This window comes from Streptomyces sp. A012304, from assembly GCF_026008495.1.
Classification (GTDB): domain Bacteria; phylum Actinomycetota; class Actinomycetes; order Streptomycetales; family Streptomycetaceae; genus Streptomyces.
On record NZ_BQUN01000209.1, the window covers coordinates 91,830 to 105,654 of the forward strand.

Annotated in this window: 12 protein-coding genes; 4 read left to right on the plus strand and 8 right to left on the minus strand. The window is 74.0% G+C overall.

The window, feature by feature from the left end; all coding sequences use genetic code 11:
• The first annotated feature begins 68 nt into the window (after positions 1-68).
• Entirely contained in the window at positions 69-554 is a 486-nt protein-coding gene (locus ALMP_RS42335) for a rhodanese-like domain-containing protein (protein ID WP_264937364.1), read from the plus strand.
• 18 nt (positions 555-572) lie between these two features.
• On the opposite strand, the gene ALMP_RS42340 is transcribed toward ALMP_RS42335, so the two are convergent.
• On the minus strand, positions 573-2,264 hold the full coding sequence (locus ALMP_RS42340) for a DUF885 domain-containing protein (protein WP_264937365.1): 1,692 nt from the start codon (positions 2,262-2,264) through the stop codon (positions 573-575).
• Positions 2,265-2,296: 32 nt separating this feature from the next.
• Entirely contained in the window at positions 2,297-2,788 is a 492-nt protein-coding gene (locus tag ALMP_RS42345; RefSeq protein WP_264937366.1) for an Lrp/AsnC family transcriptional regulator, read from the minus strand.
• Between the two features lie 60 nt (positions 2,789-2,848).
• Between ALMP_RS42345 and ALMP_RS42350 the strand changes: the two genes are divergently transcribed.
• Entirely contained in the window at positions 2,849-4,033 is a 1,185-nt protein-coding gene (locus ALMP_RS42350) for a PLP-dependent aspartate aminotransferase family protein (RefSeq protein WP_264937367.1), read from the plus strand.
• A gap of 104 nt (positions 4,034-4,137) precedes the next feature.
• On the opposite strand, the gene ALMP_RS42355 is transcribed toward ALMP_RS42350, so the two are convergent.
• The 3 genes from ALMP_RS42355 to ALMP_RS42365 form a co-directional block, all read right to left on the minus strand.
• Positions 4,138-5,439, minus strand: coding sequence for a GNAT family N-acetyltransferase (locus ALMP_RS42355; protein ID WP_264937368.1), 1,302 nt, complete (start codon positions 5,437-5,439; stop codon positions 4,138-4,140).
• A 167-nt stretch (positions 5,440-5,606) separates the two neighbouring features.
• Positions 5,607-7,181, minus strand: a complete 1,575-nt coding sequence (locus ALMP_RS42360) for an alkaline phosphatase (protein ID WP_264937369.1) — start codon at positions 7,179-7,181, stop codon at positions 5,607-5,609.
• A 155-nt stretch (positions 7,182-7,336) separates the two neighbouring features.
• Entirely contained in the window at positions 7,337-8,167 is an 831-nt protein-coding gene (locus ALMP_RS42365; RefSeq protein WP_264937370.1) for an alpha/beta fold hydrolase, read from the minus strand.
• A 141-nt stretch (positions 8,168-8,308) separates the two neighbouring features.
• Here ALMP_RS42365 and ALMP_RS42370 point away from each other — a divergent pair, with 141 nt between their 5' ends.
• Positions 8,309-9,190, plus strand: a complete 882-nt coding sequence (locus tag ALMP_RS42370; RefSeq protein ID WP_264937371.1) for an RNA polymerase sigma-70 factor — start codon at positions 8,309-8,311, stop codon at positions 9,188-9,190.
• 146 nt (positions 9,191-9,336) lie between these two features.
• Positions 9,337-10,098, plus strand: a complete 762-nt coding sequence (locus tag ALMP_RS42375; RefSeq protein WP_264937372.1) for a GntR family transcriptional regulator — start codon at positions 9,337-9,339, stop codon at positions 10,096-10,098.
• Positions 10,099-10,679: 581 nt separating this feature from the next.
• On the opposite strand, the gene ALMP_RS42380 is transcribed toward ALMP_RS42375, so the two are convergent.
• The 3 genes from ALMP_RS42380 to ALMP_RS42390 all read right to left on the minus strand — a co-directional run bounded on the left by ALMP_RS42380 (position 10,680) and on the right by ALMP_RS42390 (position 13,763).
• Positions 10,680-11,834: an ROK family transcriptional regulator gene (locus ALMP_RS42380; protein ID WP_264937373.1), complete on the minus strand. Its 1,155-nt coding sequence runs from the start codon at positions 11,832-11,834 to the stop codon at positions 10,680-10,682.
• A 97-nt stretch (positions 11,835-11,931) separates the two neighbouring features.
• Positions 11,932-12,594 (minus strand): response regulator transcription factor, encoded by a 663-nt coding sequence (locus ALMP_RS42385; RefSeq protein ID WP_264937374.1) that lies wholly within the window; start codon positions 12,592-12,594, stop codon positions 11,932-11,934.
• Between the two features lie 14 nt (positions 12,595-12,608).
• A complete protein-coding gene (locus ALMP_RS42390; protein WP_264937375.1) occupies positions 12,609-13,763 on the minus strand; it encodes a sensor histidine kinase in 1,155 nt (384 codons plus the stop codon).
• Between the last annotated feature and the right edge of the window lie 62 nt (positions 13,764-13,825).

Consider the following 13,825-nt stretch of genomic DNA (forward strand, 5'->3'; position numbering starts at 1 on the left):
GGCGGATCAAGAGGAAGGCCGGGGATCCCTCCTTCAAGAAGGGGATCACCGGCCATAGATTCCTCGCCATGACGATCACCGCGAACACCGACGCCAACCCCGTCCTGCGCGTCGCGCCCGCCGCCCCGGCCGAGGCCGCCGCCTACTTCCGGGCGAGCCTCGTCTTCCACGCCGACGTCTCCGACGTGGCCGCCGCCCTCGCGGCCGGCGGCCACCCCGGCTTCGTCGTCGTGGACTCCCGCTCCACCGAGGCCTGGGACCAGGGGCACGTCCCCGGCGCCGTCCACCTGCCCACCGCGCTCATCCCCGAGCAGGCCGAGCAGCTCCTCGACAAGGACGTGCCGGTCGTCACGTACTGCTGGGGCCCCGGCTGCAACGGCGCCACCCGCGCCGCCCTCGCGCTCGCCGAACTCGGCTACCGGGTCAAGGAGATGCTCGGTGGCTTCGAGTACTGGGCGCGCGAGGGCTTCGCGTTCGAGACCTGGCAGGGCCCCGGGCAGCGCGCCGCGGACCCGCTGACCGCGCCGGTGGACGCCGAGGACTGCGGCTGCTGAAGGGGCCCGCGGCGCGGATCAGAGCCGCGCCAGCTCGTCCACCAGGTCGTCCAGGCCCAGCGATCCCAGCGACAGGGCCGCCATGTGCCACGCCTTGAGGTCGAAGGCGTCGCCGTGCCGCTCACGGGCCTTGTCCCGGCCCAGCAGCCAGGCCCGTTCGCCGAGCTTGTAGCCGATCGCCTGGCCGGGGATGGTCAGGTAGCGGGTCAGCTCGCTCTCCACGTAGTCCGCCGGACGGCTGCTGTGCGCGCCGAAGAACTCCTCGGCCAGCTCCGGGGTCCACCGCTCACCCGGGTGGAAGGGGGAGTCCGCCGGGATCTCCAGCTCCAGGTGCATGCCGATGTCGACGATCACCCGCAGCGCGCGCATCATCTGCGCGTCCAGGTAGCCGAGCCGCTGCTCCGCGTCCGTGAGGAAGCCGAGCTCGTCCATCAGCCGCTCCGCGTACAGCGCCCAGCCCTCCGCGTTGGCGCTGACCATGCCGACGGACGCCTGGTAGCGGGAGAGGTCCCCGGCGACGTGCGCCCACTGCGCGAGCTGGAGGTGATGGCCGGGGACGCCCTCGTGGTACCAGGTGGAGACGAGGTCGTAGACCGGGAAGCGGGTCAGGCCCATCGTGGGCAGCCAGGTGCGGCCCGGACGCGAGAAGTCCTCCGACGGAGGGGTGTAGTACGGGGCCGCCGCGCTGCCCGCGGGCGCGATGCGCGACTCGACTCTGCGCACCCGCTCGGCGAGTTCGAAGTGGGTGCCGTCCAGGGCGTCGATCGCCTGGTCCATCAGGCCCTGGAGCCAGTCGCGGACCTCGTCGACGCCCTCGATGTGCTTGCCGTGCTCGTCGAGGTGGGCGAGCGCCACCCACGGCGTCCTGGCGCCGGGCAGGATCTTCTGCGCCTCCTGCTCCATCTCGGCGAGCAGCCGGTGGTACTCGGCCCAGCCGTACGCGTACGCCTCGTCCAGGTCGAGATCGGTGCCGTTGTAGTAGCGCGACCAGCGGGCGTAGCGCTCCCGGCCGATGGTGTCCGGGGCGTCCTCGACGGCGGGGGCGTACACGTCGCGCATCCAGTCCCGCAGCTCGACGACCGCCGCGTCCGCCGCCCGCGCCCCCTCCGTCAGCTCCGCGCGCAGCGCCTGTGGCCCGGCGGAGGCGAACTCCGTGAACCAGCCGCGGCCCGAACCGTCGGTGTCGGACCACTCGGTGAGCTGCCCGACGAGCGTGGCGGTCGGCCGGGGACCGCCGAACAGCTTGCGCTCCAGGCCGAGCGCCAGGGACGCGCGGTAGCCGGCCAGCGCCGCGGGCACCGCGCGCAGCCGCTCGGCGATCGCCGCCCAGTCCTCGTCGGTCCGTGTCGGCGTCACGGTGAAGACCTCCCGCACATGGTGCGGGGGCGTGCCCAGGTTGCCGACCGTGCGCAGACTCTCCTCGGCCTCGTGCACGGCGAGTTCCGCGGTGAGGCGCTCGCGCAGCAGGCGCGCGCACCGGCGCTCGATCGCGCTCTCCGCGCCGGGCCGCCGTTCCGCCTCGTCGAGCTCGGCCAGCGTGTCCCGGGCGAGCCGGGCGAGCGCCTCCTGCCCGGCCGGTGAGAAGTCGGGCAGACGGCCGGCGCTCTCCGGCACACCGAGGTAGGTGCCGGTGATCGGGTCGAGGGCGACGAGCCCGTCGACATAGGCGTCGGCGAGCTCGCGGGGCAACGGGTTGCTGGTCTGCGACATGCGCACCATCCTCGTACGAGGTGGTGGTGGCGTCATGGCGTTTGCGCCGAGGGCGAAGGCGGCAGCAGCGGCCCGCAGTCCCACTGCTGGAAGATCAGCCGCGTCTCCACCCGGGCCACTTCCCGCCGTGCGGTGAACTCGTCGAGGACCAGCCGTTGCAGATCGGCCATGTCGGCGACCGCGACATGGACGAGGTAGTCGTCGGGCCCGGTGAGGTGGAAGACGGTCAGCGCCTCCGGCAGCGCCCGGATCCGCTCCACGAACGGCCCCACCAGCTCCCGCCGGTGCGGCCTGACCTGCACCGACAGCAGCGCCTGAAGCCCTCGTCCCAGCTTGGCGGGATCCAGCCGCAGCTGGTGGCCGAGGATCACACCGCTGCGCCGCAGCCGCGTCACCCGGTCCAGGCAGGTCGACGGCGCGACGCCCACCTGCGCCGCGAGATCACGGTAGGTCGTCCGGGCGTCGTTCTGCAGCAGCCGCAGCAACTGGAGGTCCACCGGATCGAGTACGACGGATTCGGCCATCGGCCGAACGTAACACGGACTTCGCCGCCGTACATCCGTTCGGTGTTCACTCTGCTGTTCATGGACTCCGCCAGCACGCACACGTACGACGAGGTACGTCTGTCCGCAGCGCCCCGCGCCCTGGCCACCGAGGCCGTGCACGCCGGGCGGGACGACCTGGCCCGGCAGGGCCTGCACGCTCCGCCGATCGACCTGTCCACCACCTATCCCTCGTACGACAGCCGCGCCGAGGCGGCCCGGATCGACGCGTTCGCCACGACCGGCGCCGAGCCGGAGGGCCCCCCGGTCTACGGCCGACTGGGCAATCCGACGGTCGCCCGCTTCGAGACCGCGCTGGCCCGGCTGGAGGGCACGCGGAGCGCCGTCGCGTTCGCCAGCGGCATGGCCGCGCTCAGCGCGGTGCTCCTGGCGCGCGCCTCGATGGGCCTGCGGCACGTCGTGGCCGTGCGCCCCCTCTACGGATGCAGCGACCATCTGCTCACCGCCGGGCTGCTCGGCTCGGAGGTCACCTGGACCGATCCGGCCGGGATCACCGACGCGCTGCGCCCCGACACCGGGCTGGTGATGGTCGAGTCGCCCGCCAATCCGACCCTCGCCGAGGTCGATCTCCGGGGGGTCGCCCACGCCTGCGGCTCGGTTCCGCTGCTCGTCGACAACACCTTCGCCACGCCCGTGCTCCAGCGTCCGGCGGAGCAGGGCGCCCGGCTGGTGCTGCACAGCGCCACCAAGTACCTCGGTGGGCACGGGGACGTGCTGGCCGGTGTGGTGGCCTGCGACGAGGAGTTCGCCGGACGGCTGCGGCAGATACGGTTCGCCACCGGCGGGGTGCTCCATCCGCTGGCCGGCTATCTGCTGCTGCGCGGCCTGTCGACGCTCCCGGTGCGGGTCCGGGCGGCCTCCGCCGGCGCGGCCGAGCTGGCCCGCCGGCTGGCCGCCCACCCGGGCGTGACCCGGGTGCACTATCCGCGCCTCGGCGGCGCGATGATCGCCTTCGAGGTCGAGGGCGATCCGCACGAGGTGGTCGGGGGAGTCCGCCTGATCACGCCGGCGGTGAGCCTCGGCAGCGTCGACACGCTCATCCAGCACCCGGCGTCCATCAGCCACCGCATCGTGGACGCCGAGGACCGGCGGGGCGCCGGGGTGAGCGACCGGCTGCTGCGGCTGTCGGTGGGGCTGGAGGACGTCGAGGACCTGTGGGCGGACCTGGACCAGGCGTTGGCCCGGTCCCTGGTCAGGGCGGGCTGAGCCCGCTCCCGCCGCGGGACGGCCCGGCGCCCGGGGGACCGGGCCGTCCACCGGCGCCGGGTCTCAGGGGGCCTTTCACCGGACGCTCATAGTGAAAGGACCCCTCAGTCGCGGACGATCGGCTCCTCGAACCGCGCCAACGGCGTCGCCTGCGCGCCGGTGTCGTCCAGCCGGGCCGTGATGACGAGGGTGCCCTCCTCGATCTGGTAGTCGAGGGGGAGCCCGAGGCCGCGCATGGCGGCGACCATGCCGGTGTTGGAGGACTGGGTCACGGCGTACACGCTCGCGCAGCCCGCCTCGACGGCCATCGCCACCAGCCGGCGCAGGAGTTCACCGCCGATGCCGCGCCGCTGCCACTGGTCCTCGACGAGGAGCGCGACCTCCGTCTCGTCACCGTCCCACAGCAGGTGGCCGAGGCCGACGATCCGGCCGGAGCGGGTCTGCACGGCGAGGGTGCGGCCGTAGCGCGGGCTGAGCAGGTGGTTGAGGTAGCGGTCCGCGTCGCCGACCGGACCGTGGTAGCGCATCCCGAGGGTGCGCGCCGAGCACCGCTCGTGCATGGCCTTGGCCGCCTCCAGGTCGCCGGTGTCGGCGCGGCGCACGGTGATGTCGTTGCCCTCGGGCAGCGTCAGCACGTCCTGCCCGTCCGGGACGCGCGGGCCGAGCCGCGCGTCCAGCTCCACCAGGGCCCGCGCCCGCGCGAACTCGGTCGGTGTGAACGGCAGGTACGGCCGCTCCACGGTGATCACTCCGCCTTCCGGCGCCCGCAGGCGCATCACGGTCTCCTCCAGCACGCCCTCCACGGGTACGCCGCTCTGCGTCCGGCCCGGGCCCGCGGCCGGCAGCTGGCGGATCGTGCAGCGGCCGAGCAGCTGGCGCAGCGCGAGCGGCAGTTCGGCGGCGTCCAGGGCGGTGCGGGTGGCCAGGTCCAGGACCCGGGTGGGCGCGTCCACCAGGTCGTGGGCGTCGGCCCGTTCGATCCAGGTGCCGTTGCCGCCGGCCCGCTCCACGGCCCGGGCGATCTCCCGCGCGGCGAGTGCGCCGGGCGCCCGCAGCAGGAACTCGTCGACGATGTCCTCGCCGAGCGGGTGCGTCTGCAGGCTCAGGATGTCGACCCGGTGGTCGGCGAGTGCCGTGCACAGCGCGGCCAGCGATCCCGGCGTGTCCTTCACCGTCGTCCGCATCCGCCACAGAGCGCTCGCCCCGGCCACACCCGCGGGGACGTCGGACGGCCCGGCCTGCGCCTCGCCGGAGGGCGGCCGGGCATCGGTATCGCTCGTGGGCGGCGCGTGGCCGTGGCGGCGTGACCACCACAGGGCGGCGCGTTCCGCCACGTTCAGCCGCCAGGTGCGCGCCGGGCGTCCGCGCTTCTGCGCGCGCGTCACATCAGACATGTCTCGAGTCATGCGGCCACTGTGAAGGAACGGTGTTGCGTGATCACGAACGCTTTGTGACCGGCGAGTAAAGCATGCTTATGTCCAGTTTGTTCATTGTTCTATGGTTGCGCCGCGCACCGCGGGATGACGCCGGTGCGCGGAACGCCCTTCCAGGGTACGAGAGGGGCCGGCCGCGGTTACTGGCCGACCAGGCCCGGCTGGAGCACCTTGGTGAACAGCACGGTGCCGTCCTGCTCCCGCAGACGGACCGTCAGCTCCCCGCTGTCGCCGTCGATGTCGACCTCGCCGAAGAACTGGTAGCCGTCGGCCGGCGAGACGTTGGCCGTGCTCGGCGCCTTCACGAAGACCCGGTCCGGGCCGAAGGTGGCGTCCAGCGCGTTCGCCGGGAAGGCACCCGCGTTGAGCGGCCCGGAGACGAACTCCCAGAACGGCGCGAAGTCCTTGAACGCGGCCCGTGACGGGTCGTAGTGCTGCGCCGAGGTGTGGTGGACGTCGGCGGTCACCCACACGGTGCCGGTGATCCGCCGGTGCTTGACGAACCGCAGCAGTTCGGCGATCTGGAGCTCACGGCCGAGCGGCGCCCCCGGGTCGCCCTGCGCGACGGCCTCGAAGTTCGGCCTGCCGTCCGTGCCGTCCGGCACGACCAGGCCGAGCGGCATGTCGGAGGCGATCACCTTCCACACCGCCCGGGAGCGGGCCAGCTCCCGCTTCAGCCACTCCAGTTGCTCCCGGCCGAGGATGCCCTGCGGGTCGGTGGTCTGGTCGTCGGGCGAGTTGGCGTTGCGGTAGGTGCGCATGTCCAGCACGAAGACGTCCAGCAGCGGCCCGTGGTGCTGGACGCGGTACACCCGGCCGCCGGGGCGGCGCAGCGTCGAGATGGGGAAGTACTCCGAGAACGCCTGCCGCGCGCGGGCGGCGAGGACGTCGATGTTCTTCTCGGTGTACCGGCTGTCGGCGAAGATCTCGCCCGGGAACCAGTTGTTGGTGACCTCGTGGTCGTCCCACTGGACGATGGAGGGGACCTGGGCGTTGAAGGCCCGCAGGTTGTCGTCCAGCAGGTTGTAGCGGAAGTTGCCGCGGAACTCCGCGAGCGTCTCGGCGACCTTGGCCTTCTCCTCGGTGGTGACGTTCCGCCAGGTCCGCCCGTCGGGCAGGGCCACCGACCCGGTGAGCGGGCCGTCCGCGTAGATGTTGTCGCCGCTGCACAGGAAGAAGTCCGGGTCCAGGGCGGCCATCGCCCGGTAGATGCGGTAACCCCCGAGCTCGGGGTTGATGCCCCAGCCCTGGCCGGCCAGGTCGCCGGACCAGACGAACCGTACGCCGTCGCCCCGCTCGGCGGACGCGGTACGGAACGTTCCGGTCACCGGCTCGCCCGTGCGGCGCGGGTCCTGCGGGTCGGCCAGCAGCACGCGGTAGTGGATCTGCTCGCCGGACGGCAGCCCGTGCAGCCGGGTGGTGCCGGTGAAGTCGGTGCCCGGGCCGAGCAGCGGACCGTGCCAGCGGCGGGCGCCACGGAACGACTCGGTCGCCGAGGTCTCGACGATCATCCGCGCCGGACGGTCCGAACGCACCCACACCAGCCCCGAGTGCGCGGTCACGTCCCCGGTCTGCACACCCCAGTCGGCTCTGGGCCGCCCGGACAGGGCGAGGGCCGGCGCCGCGCCGACGGCGGCGGGCAGGGTCAGGGCCGCGGACGCGGCCAGCGAGCCGCGCAGAACGCTGCGGCGCCCGGGGAGCGGACGGTGGGACATGGGGGCCTCCTGGGACGAGAACCGGCCGGTGTGCACCGTCACACCTACTCGTACGCCGCAGCGCGCGCGCAAACGCCGAGTGAACAACCGGCCGTGCCCCGCGCACACACCGGTCAGCGGCTTCCGTCCGGCAGCTACCGTGTCGCGCGCACCGGTCAGCGGCTGCCGTCCAGCAGCACCCGTGCGACGAGCGCGGGGTCGTCGTTCATCGGGACGTGGCCGCAGCCGGGCAGCCGTACCAGGCGGGCCCTGGGGATGATCTGCTTGGCGCGCACGCCCTGACGGCGCACCAGCAGCCAGTCCCGGGTGCCCCAGGCGACCGTGACCGGCAGGCCGGGGAGGTCGTCGGTGAACTTGACCGTGGTACCCGCCCGCAGGGTCTGGTCGAACCCGGTGGCCCGTGCCAGCGCCAGCGTCTCGGCGACCACGGCCTCGGGGGAACGGCGGCCCGGGCGGGCGTAGATGGTGCTGGTGAGCGCCGTACGGCCGGCCGCCGTGCGGGACAGGCTCTCCACCAGGGGCAGGGGCATCCGGCGCGAGAGGTGCCGCATCGTGAGCAGGACCCCGAAGGCGTACCGCCGCTCGGCCTCCGACCAGAACCCGGCGGGAGACAGGGCGGTGACGGACCGTACGCGCTTCTCGCGGCCGAGTTCCAGGGCCAGCAGACCGCCCAGCGAGTTGCCCGCCACATGAGGGCGCTCCAGCTCCAGCGCCTCGCAGAAGGCGGAGAACACCGCGGTCGTGGTGGGCAGGTCGTAGGCGAGTCCGTCCGGCAGGGACGGGGAGGCGCCGAAGCCGGGCAGGTCCACGGCGATCACGTCGCGCTCGGCGGCGAGGATGTCGACCACCGGGTCCCAGGCCTGCCGGTGGTGGCCGATGCCGTGCAGCAGGAGCAGCGGCTCGCCGCGGCCCGCGCGCGCGTACGAGACGGTGACGGGGCGCGGGCCGTGCGCGGTGGGGACCGGGAAGGAGACGGTGGCGGTCATGAGGCGCTCCTCGGGTGGACGGACCGGAATCAAAGGCGGCGGGGCCGACGACGAGACAGCTTGTCAGCAATTGCTACCGGTGGGTAGCCCTCCGTGGTGCGCCGTCTGGACACGGCCGGGCCGCTCGGCTGGGATGGCACCGTGAGCGCAGACACCGCGACCGACGTCTTCGAAGAGCACCGCCCGCTCCTGCTGGGCGTCGCCTACCGCATGCTCGGGCGCGTCGCCGACGCGGAGGACGCGGTCCAGGACGCCTGGCTGCGCTGGTCCGCCGCCGACCGCGACGTCGTGCGCGAACCGCGCGCCTACCTGGTCCGCGTCACCACCCGCCTGGCCCTCGACCGGCTGGCCCGCATCAAGGCGCGCGACGAGGCCTACATCGGCCCCTGGCTGCCCGAGCCGTACGTCACCGGCTTCGGCGACACCGTCCAGGACACCGCCGAACGGGCCGTCCTCGCGGAGTCCGTCTCCCTCGCCGTCCTCGTCGTGCTGGAGTCGCTGTCCCCGCTGGAACGCGCGGTGTTCGTGCTGCGCGAGGCCTTCGGCTACCCGTACGGCGAGATCGCCGCCGTCCTGGACCGCTCCGAGGCGGCGGTGCGGCAACTGGCCGGCCGGGCCCGCCGGCACGTCGAGGAGCGGCGGCCCCGCTACGAGGTCGACCCCGTCCAGCGCCGCGAGCTGACCGAACGCTTCCTCGCCGCCGCGGCCGAGGGCGACCTGGCCGGACTGATGGAGCTGCTCGCCCCGGACGCCCGCCTCGTCGGGGACAGCGGCGGCAAGGCCAAGGCGCCGCTGCGGGTCCTGGAGAGCGCCGACCATGTGGGCCGTTTCCTCACCGGTACGGCCCGCAAGGGCGTCGCCGACCTCTCCTTCCGCCTGCTGGAGCTCAACGGCGGCCCGGCCGTGCTGGCCCTGTCCGGGGGCAAGCCGGACTCCGTCCTGCAGATCGACGTGGCGGACGGGCGGATCCAGGTCGTTTACGTCCTGCGCAACCCTGACAAGCTGCGCTCTCTGGCCGTGTGACGCGCCCTCCGGCAGGCTCCCCGAGGCTTCGCGGATTGGTCTTGACCAAGGGTGTAGGCCGCCTTATGGTCGCAGACAAGTGCAACAACCTTTAATAAACAAAGGCGCGAAAACGCCGCCGGACCACGGCGATTGCGGAGGACAGGGTGGGGACCACGCAACTGGAATCGGTACCGGAACCGAAGTACTGGCATCTCAAGACCGTGCTCAGCGAAGCACTCGACTCCGAGTTCACGGTGGGGGAGATCCTGCCGAACGAGCGTGAACTCGCCGCCCGCTTCGGCGTCGCGCGCGCGACGCTCCGTCAGGCGCTGGAGCAGCTCGAACTGGAAGGCCGGCTGCAACGCCGCCGCGGAGTCGGCACCACCGTCGCGCCGCCCCGCATGGGCGTCGACGTCGGAACGGAACGGCACACCTGGCCCGGCGCGCCCGGTGACACGTGGCAACCCGTCGACTGCGTGGTCGCGGCACCTCCGGCGGCCGTCGCCGAAGCCCTGGTCACCGACCGCCACGAGCCCGTGCACATCGTGCGTCGCTCGCGCGTGTCCCACGGCCAGCCCGTCGCCGCGGAACTGCTCTACGTCCCGCACACGACGGTGCCCGACCTGACCGCGATCGACGCCCCGTCGGGGCCGGCCCGCGCGCGGGCCGTGCTGCGCGAACTCCAGCGCCGGGAGCTGGAGGGCCAGGACCGCGCGGTGGAGCTGGGCTCGGCCCGCGCGGACGACGCCAAGGAACTCGACCGCCTCCCCGGCGCTCCCGTCCTCGTCGTCACGACCCGCTTCTTCGCCGAGGGCCGCACCGCGGCGCTCTCCGTGGCCACCTACCGCGCGGACACCTGCCGGCTGACGTTCGGCGCGTCGGGCGGCGTGGAGATCCACCACGGCCCCGAGCGGCAGGCCTCCTGACGCTCCGCCCCCGCCTCACGGCCCCGACGGCAGACACCTGAACGGTCTGCACCGGGCCGACGGGCGGACCCCGCCGTCGCGCCCCGGAACCCCTCCGGGGCGCGACGCGTTTCCCCCACCCCCGACGGGGCGTGACGACCGGACACTGTCGTGTTCAGCGGCCTGCCGCGGGGCCGGCGGCGTTTCTCGGCCCCCCGACCGGACGTCCCGTGCTCAGCGGCCCGTTGCGGGCGCGAGGCGTTTCTCTGCGCTCCCCGGCCGGGGCCCCCGCCGCGCGGCGGGGGGTGTTCTCCGGCCCTCCGGCTGGGCGCCGCCATGTTCAGTGGTCCGTTGCGGGCGCGATGCGTTTCTCTGCGCTCCCCGGCCGGGGCCCCGCCGCTCGGCGGGGGGTGTTCTCCGGCCCCCGGCCGGGCGCCGCCATGTTCAGTGGTCCGTTGCGGGCGCGATGCGTTTCTCTCCGCCCCCGACCGGAGCCCCCGCCGCGCGGCGCGGGGCGTGCTCGGCCCCCGGCCGGGCGCCCCCGTGTTCAGCGGCCCGTCACGGGGCGACGCGTCTCCCCGCCCCCGACCGGGCCCCCGTGCTCAGCGGCCCGTCACCGTTCCCTCCACGGCGAACAGTTGCTCCTCGACGTGGTCCAGTGCCAGCCGCAGCGCCCCCGTCGCCACGGCCGCCTCGCCGAGCAGCGACAGCGCCACCCTCGGCGGCCGCAGACAGTAACGCGCCAACTCCCGCCGCAGCGGATCCAGTACGCCGTCCAGCCCGGCCGCCCAGCCGCCGACCACCACCAACTCGGGGTCCAGGGCGAGCACCAGCGCGGCCACGTCGTGGACCAGCCGCTGGATGAAACGGTCCACGGCCGCCAGCGCCCGCTTCTCGCCCCCGCGGGCCCGCGCGAACACCGCGGCCACCGCCTGCTCGTCCAGCGGGTGCAGCGGTTCGTCCGTGGTGGACAGCAGTGTCTCCGGGGTCTCCTCCCGGCCCAGCAGATGCAGCGCGCCGATCTCCCCGGCCGCCCCGCCGTACCCCCGGTGCAGCCGGCCGCCGATCAGCGCACCGGCGCCCGGGCTCAGCCCGGCCAGGACGAACACCACGTCGTCGGACTCGGTGGCCGAGCCCTTCCAGTGCTCGGCCACGGCCGCCGCGTTGGCGTCGTTCTCCACCAGCACCGGGCACTTGAAGGAGCGGCTCAGCCGCTCGCCCAGCCGCAGCCCCGTCCACTCGGGCAACGCGGTGCCCAGCCGCACGGTGCCGTCCGCCTCCACGATCCCCGGCGTGCCCACGCCCACGGCCCGCAGCGAGCTGCGCGGGACGCCCGCCCGGCGCAGCAGCTCGGCCACGGCGGTGCGCAGCCGCTCCAGCCGCTCGTCGGCCGGCGCCGTCTCGTCGACGTCCTTGGCCTGCGCGCCCAGCACCCGCCCGTCCAGGTCGGCGAGGAGCGCGGCCACCCGGTGCGCCCCGATCTCCAGGCCCAGCAGATGACCGGCCTCGGCCCGGAACCGGAACCGCCGCGCCGGCCGCCCCTGCCGCCGTGCCGCCCCCTCCTCGGCCGCCTTCTCGACGACGAGCCCGGCTGCGATGAGGTCCTCGACGACCCCCTCCACGGTCGGCCGGGACAGCCCCGTCACCCGGGTGATCTCCGTGAGTGTCGCGCAGTCGGCGGCACGCAACGCGTGCAGCACGACCGCGGAGTTGATCCTCCGCAGCAGCGAGGGATCCCCGCCGGTCAGCCGCCCCACCGTCCGTCCTCCCAGCTCGTGCGCGTGTGGGCCGGATCGTACTCGGCGCGTCGCACCCCGGCGAGTGCCGCATCCGCACCGCCGGGAACGAGGTCCCTCAGCCCGTCCCCACGAACCCCGACTCGTACGCCGTGATCACCGCCTGTGTGCGGTCCCGCGCCCCCAGCTTCGCCAGCACCGCGCTGACGTGCGACTTGATCGTCTCGGTGCCGACCACGAGCCGCTGCGCGATCTCCGCGTTGGACAGTCCGCGCGCCATCAGCCGCAGCACCTCCGCCTCCCGCTCGGTCAGCCGCGCCCGCTCCAGCAGATCCCGGGCCGCGCGGTTGCCGGGGCCGGCGCCGTACTCGGCGGCGAGCTGCCGCACCGACGCCGGGAACAGCAGCGACTCGCCCTCGGCGACCAGCCGCACCGCGTGCACGATCTCGGCGGGCCGGGCCCGCTTCAGCAGGAACCCGTCCGCGCCCGCCCGCAGCGCCTCGTACACGTACTCGTCGTTCTCGAAGGTCGTCACCACGAGGATCTTCGGCGGGCCGTCCACCGTCCGCAGCACCGCGCGCGTGGCCTCGATCCCGTCCATCAGCGGCATCCGCACGTCCATCGCGACCACATCGGGCCGCAGCTGCCGCACCAGCGGGATCACCGCCGCCCCGTCCGCCGCCTCCCCGACGACCTCGATGTCGGGCTGCGCCTCCAGCACGGCCCGCAGACCCGCGCGGACCAGGGGTTCGTCGTCGACGAGCAGTACGGTCACCGGCATCCGGCCAGCCTAGATCAGCGCAGCGGCAGCTCCACACGCACCTGCCAGTCTCCTCCCTCCGGCCCGGTCCGCGCGCGCCCGCCGAGCAGGGCCGCCCGCTCACGGATGCCGCGCAGCCCACTGCCCCGCCCGGGCCCGGGCGCCCCGCCGGTCAGCGGATTGCGGACCTCCAGGTCGAGGCTGCCGTCGCCGACCGCGACGCGGACCCGGACGGGGACGGCTCCCGCGTGCCGCAGCACATTGGTCAGCGACTCCTGGAGGATGCGGTAGCCCTCGCGGGAGACCGGCGCGGGCACCCGGTCCAGCGGACCTGTCAGCTCCGCCTCGACCTTCGCGCCCGAGGCACGCGCGGACTCCAGCAGACGGTCGGCGTCCGTGAGCGTCGGCCGACTGCCCACCGGCCGCCGCGACTCGCGCAGGACGCCCAGCACGCGCTCCAGGTCCTCCAGGGCGGCCCGGCCCGTCTCCTCGATGGCGTCCAGGGCGCGGTCCGTGAACGCGGGATCGCCCGCCGCCCGCGCGGCGCCCGCCTGCACCACCGCCACGGTCAGCGCGTGGCCGATGGAGTCGTGCAGCTCACGGGCGATGCGATTGCGTTCCAGGAGCTGTTCGGCGCGCTCCTCGAGGGCGGTCATCCGCTCGGCCGCGGACGGGCCGAGCAGCCGCCGCGCGAGCACGGTCGCCAACGCGCCCAGGCCCACGACGAGTCCGTACAGCGCGAGGAGCGGAACCGGCACCAGGAGCAGGTACCCCGCGTGCGGTGTCGCCTCGGAGAGGACCGGGACGTCGTCGTGCGCGTGCCCGAGCGCCGTCGCGGCCAGCTCGTACGCGAGGATCGGCAGCCACACACACGCGAAGACGGTCACCGCCCCCAGCACCACGCGCACTTCCAGCCAGAGCACCGTCCGCAGCCGGTCCGGCCAGGCCGTCGCCGGCGTCACGGAGAACCCGGGGTCCTCCTCACCGGGCGTCAGCAGCAGCTGAGCCTGCACCCCCTCGCCCCTGCGCACCGCCGGGATCAGCCCGACCGGGAGCAGCGCCAGCGCGGGCACCCACGGCTTCGACGGGTCGATGAACATCCAGAGGCTCTGGATCAGCACCGGCACCCACAGGTGCAGAAGTCGTGTGTATGTCGTCCCCCGCAGCAGCGGGCGCAGCAAGCGGCCCATGGGGACATCGTGGCAGCCGCCACCGACGAGGACCTCCCCCGAGCGGGGGAGCGGTCCTCCAC

What these genes read in the sequence shown, in the direction of transcription:
- ALMP_RS42385 (WP_264937374.1), bottom strand. Translation starts at nt 12,594, where the DNA reads ATGCCGGTGACCGTACTGCTCGTCGACGACGAACCCCTGGTCCGCGCG.
- ALMP_RS42355 (WP_264937368.1), bottom strand. Translation starts at nt 5,439, where the DNA reads ATGACTCGAGACATGTCTGATGTGACGCGCGCGCAGAAGCGCGGACGC.
- ALMP_RS42360 (WP_264937369.1), bottom strand. Translation starts at nt 7,181, where the DNA reads ATGTCCCACCGTCCGCTCCCCGGGCGCCGCAGCGTTCTGCGCGGCTCG.
- ALMP_RS42335 (WP_264937364.1), top strand. Translation starts at nt 69, where the DNA reads ATGACGATCACCGCGAACACCGACGCCAACCCCGTCCTGCGCGTCGCG.
- ALMP_RS42350 (WP_264937367.1), top strand. Translation starts at nt 2,849, where the DNA reads ATGGACTCCGCCAGCACGCACACGTACGACGAGGTACGTCTGTCCGCA.
- ALMP_RS42340 (WP_264937365.1), bottom strand. Translation starts at nt 2,264, where the DNA reads ATGTCGCAGACCAGCAACCCGTTGCCCCGCGAGCTCGCCGACGCCTAT.
- ALMP_RS42390 (WP_264937375.1), bottom strand. Translation starts at nt 13,763, where the DNA reads ATGGGCCGCTTGCTGCGCCCGCTGCTGCGGGGGACGACATACACACGA.
- ALMP_RS42345 (WP_264937366.1), bottom strand. Translation starts at nt 2,788, where the DNA reads ATGGCCGAATCCGTCGTACTCGATCCGGTGGACCTCCAGTTGCTGCGG.
- ALMP_RS42365 (WP_264937370.1), bottom strand. Translation starts at nt 8,167, where the DNA reads ATGACCGCCACCGTCTCCTTCCCGGTCCCCACCGCGCACGGCCCGCGC.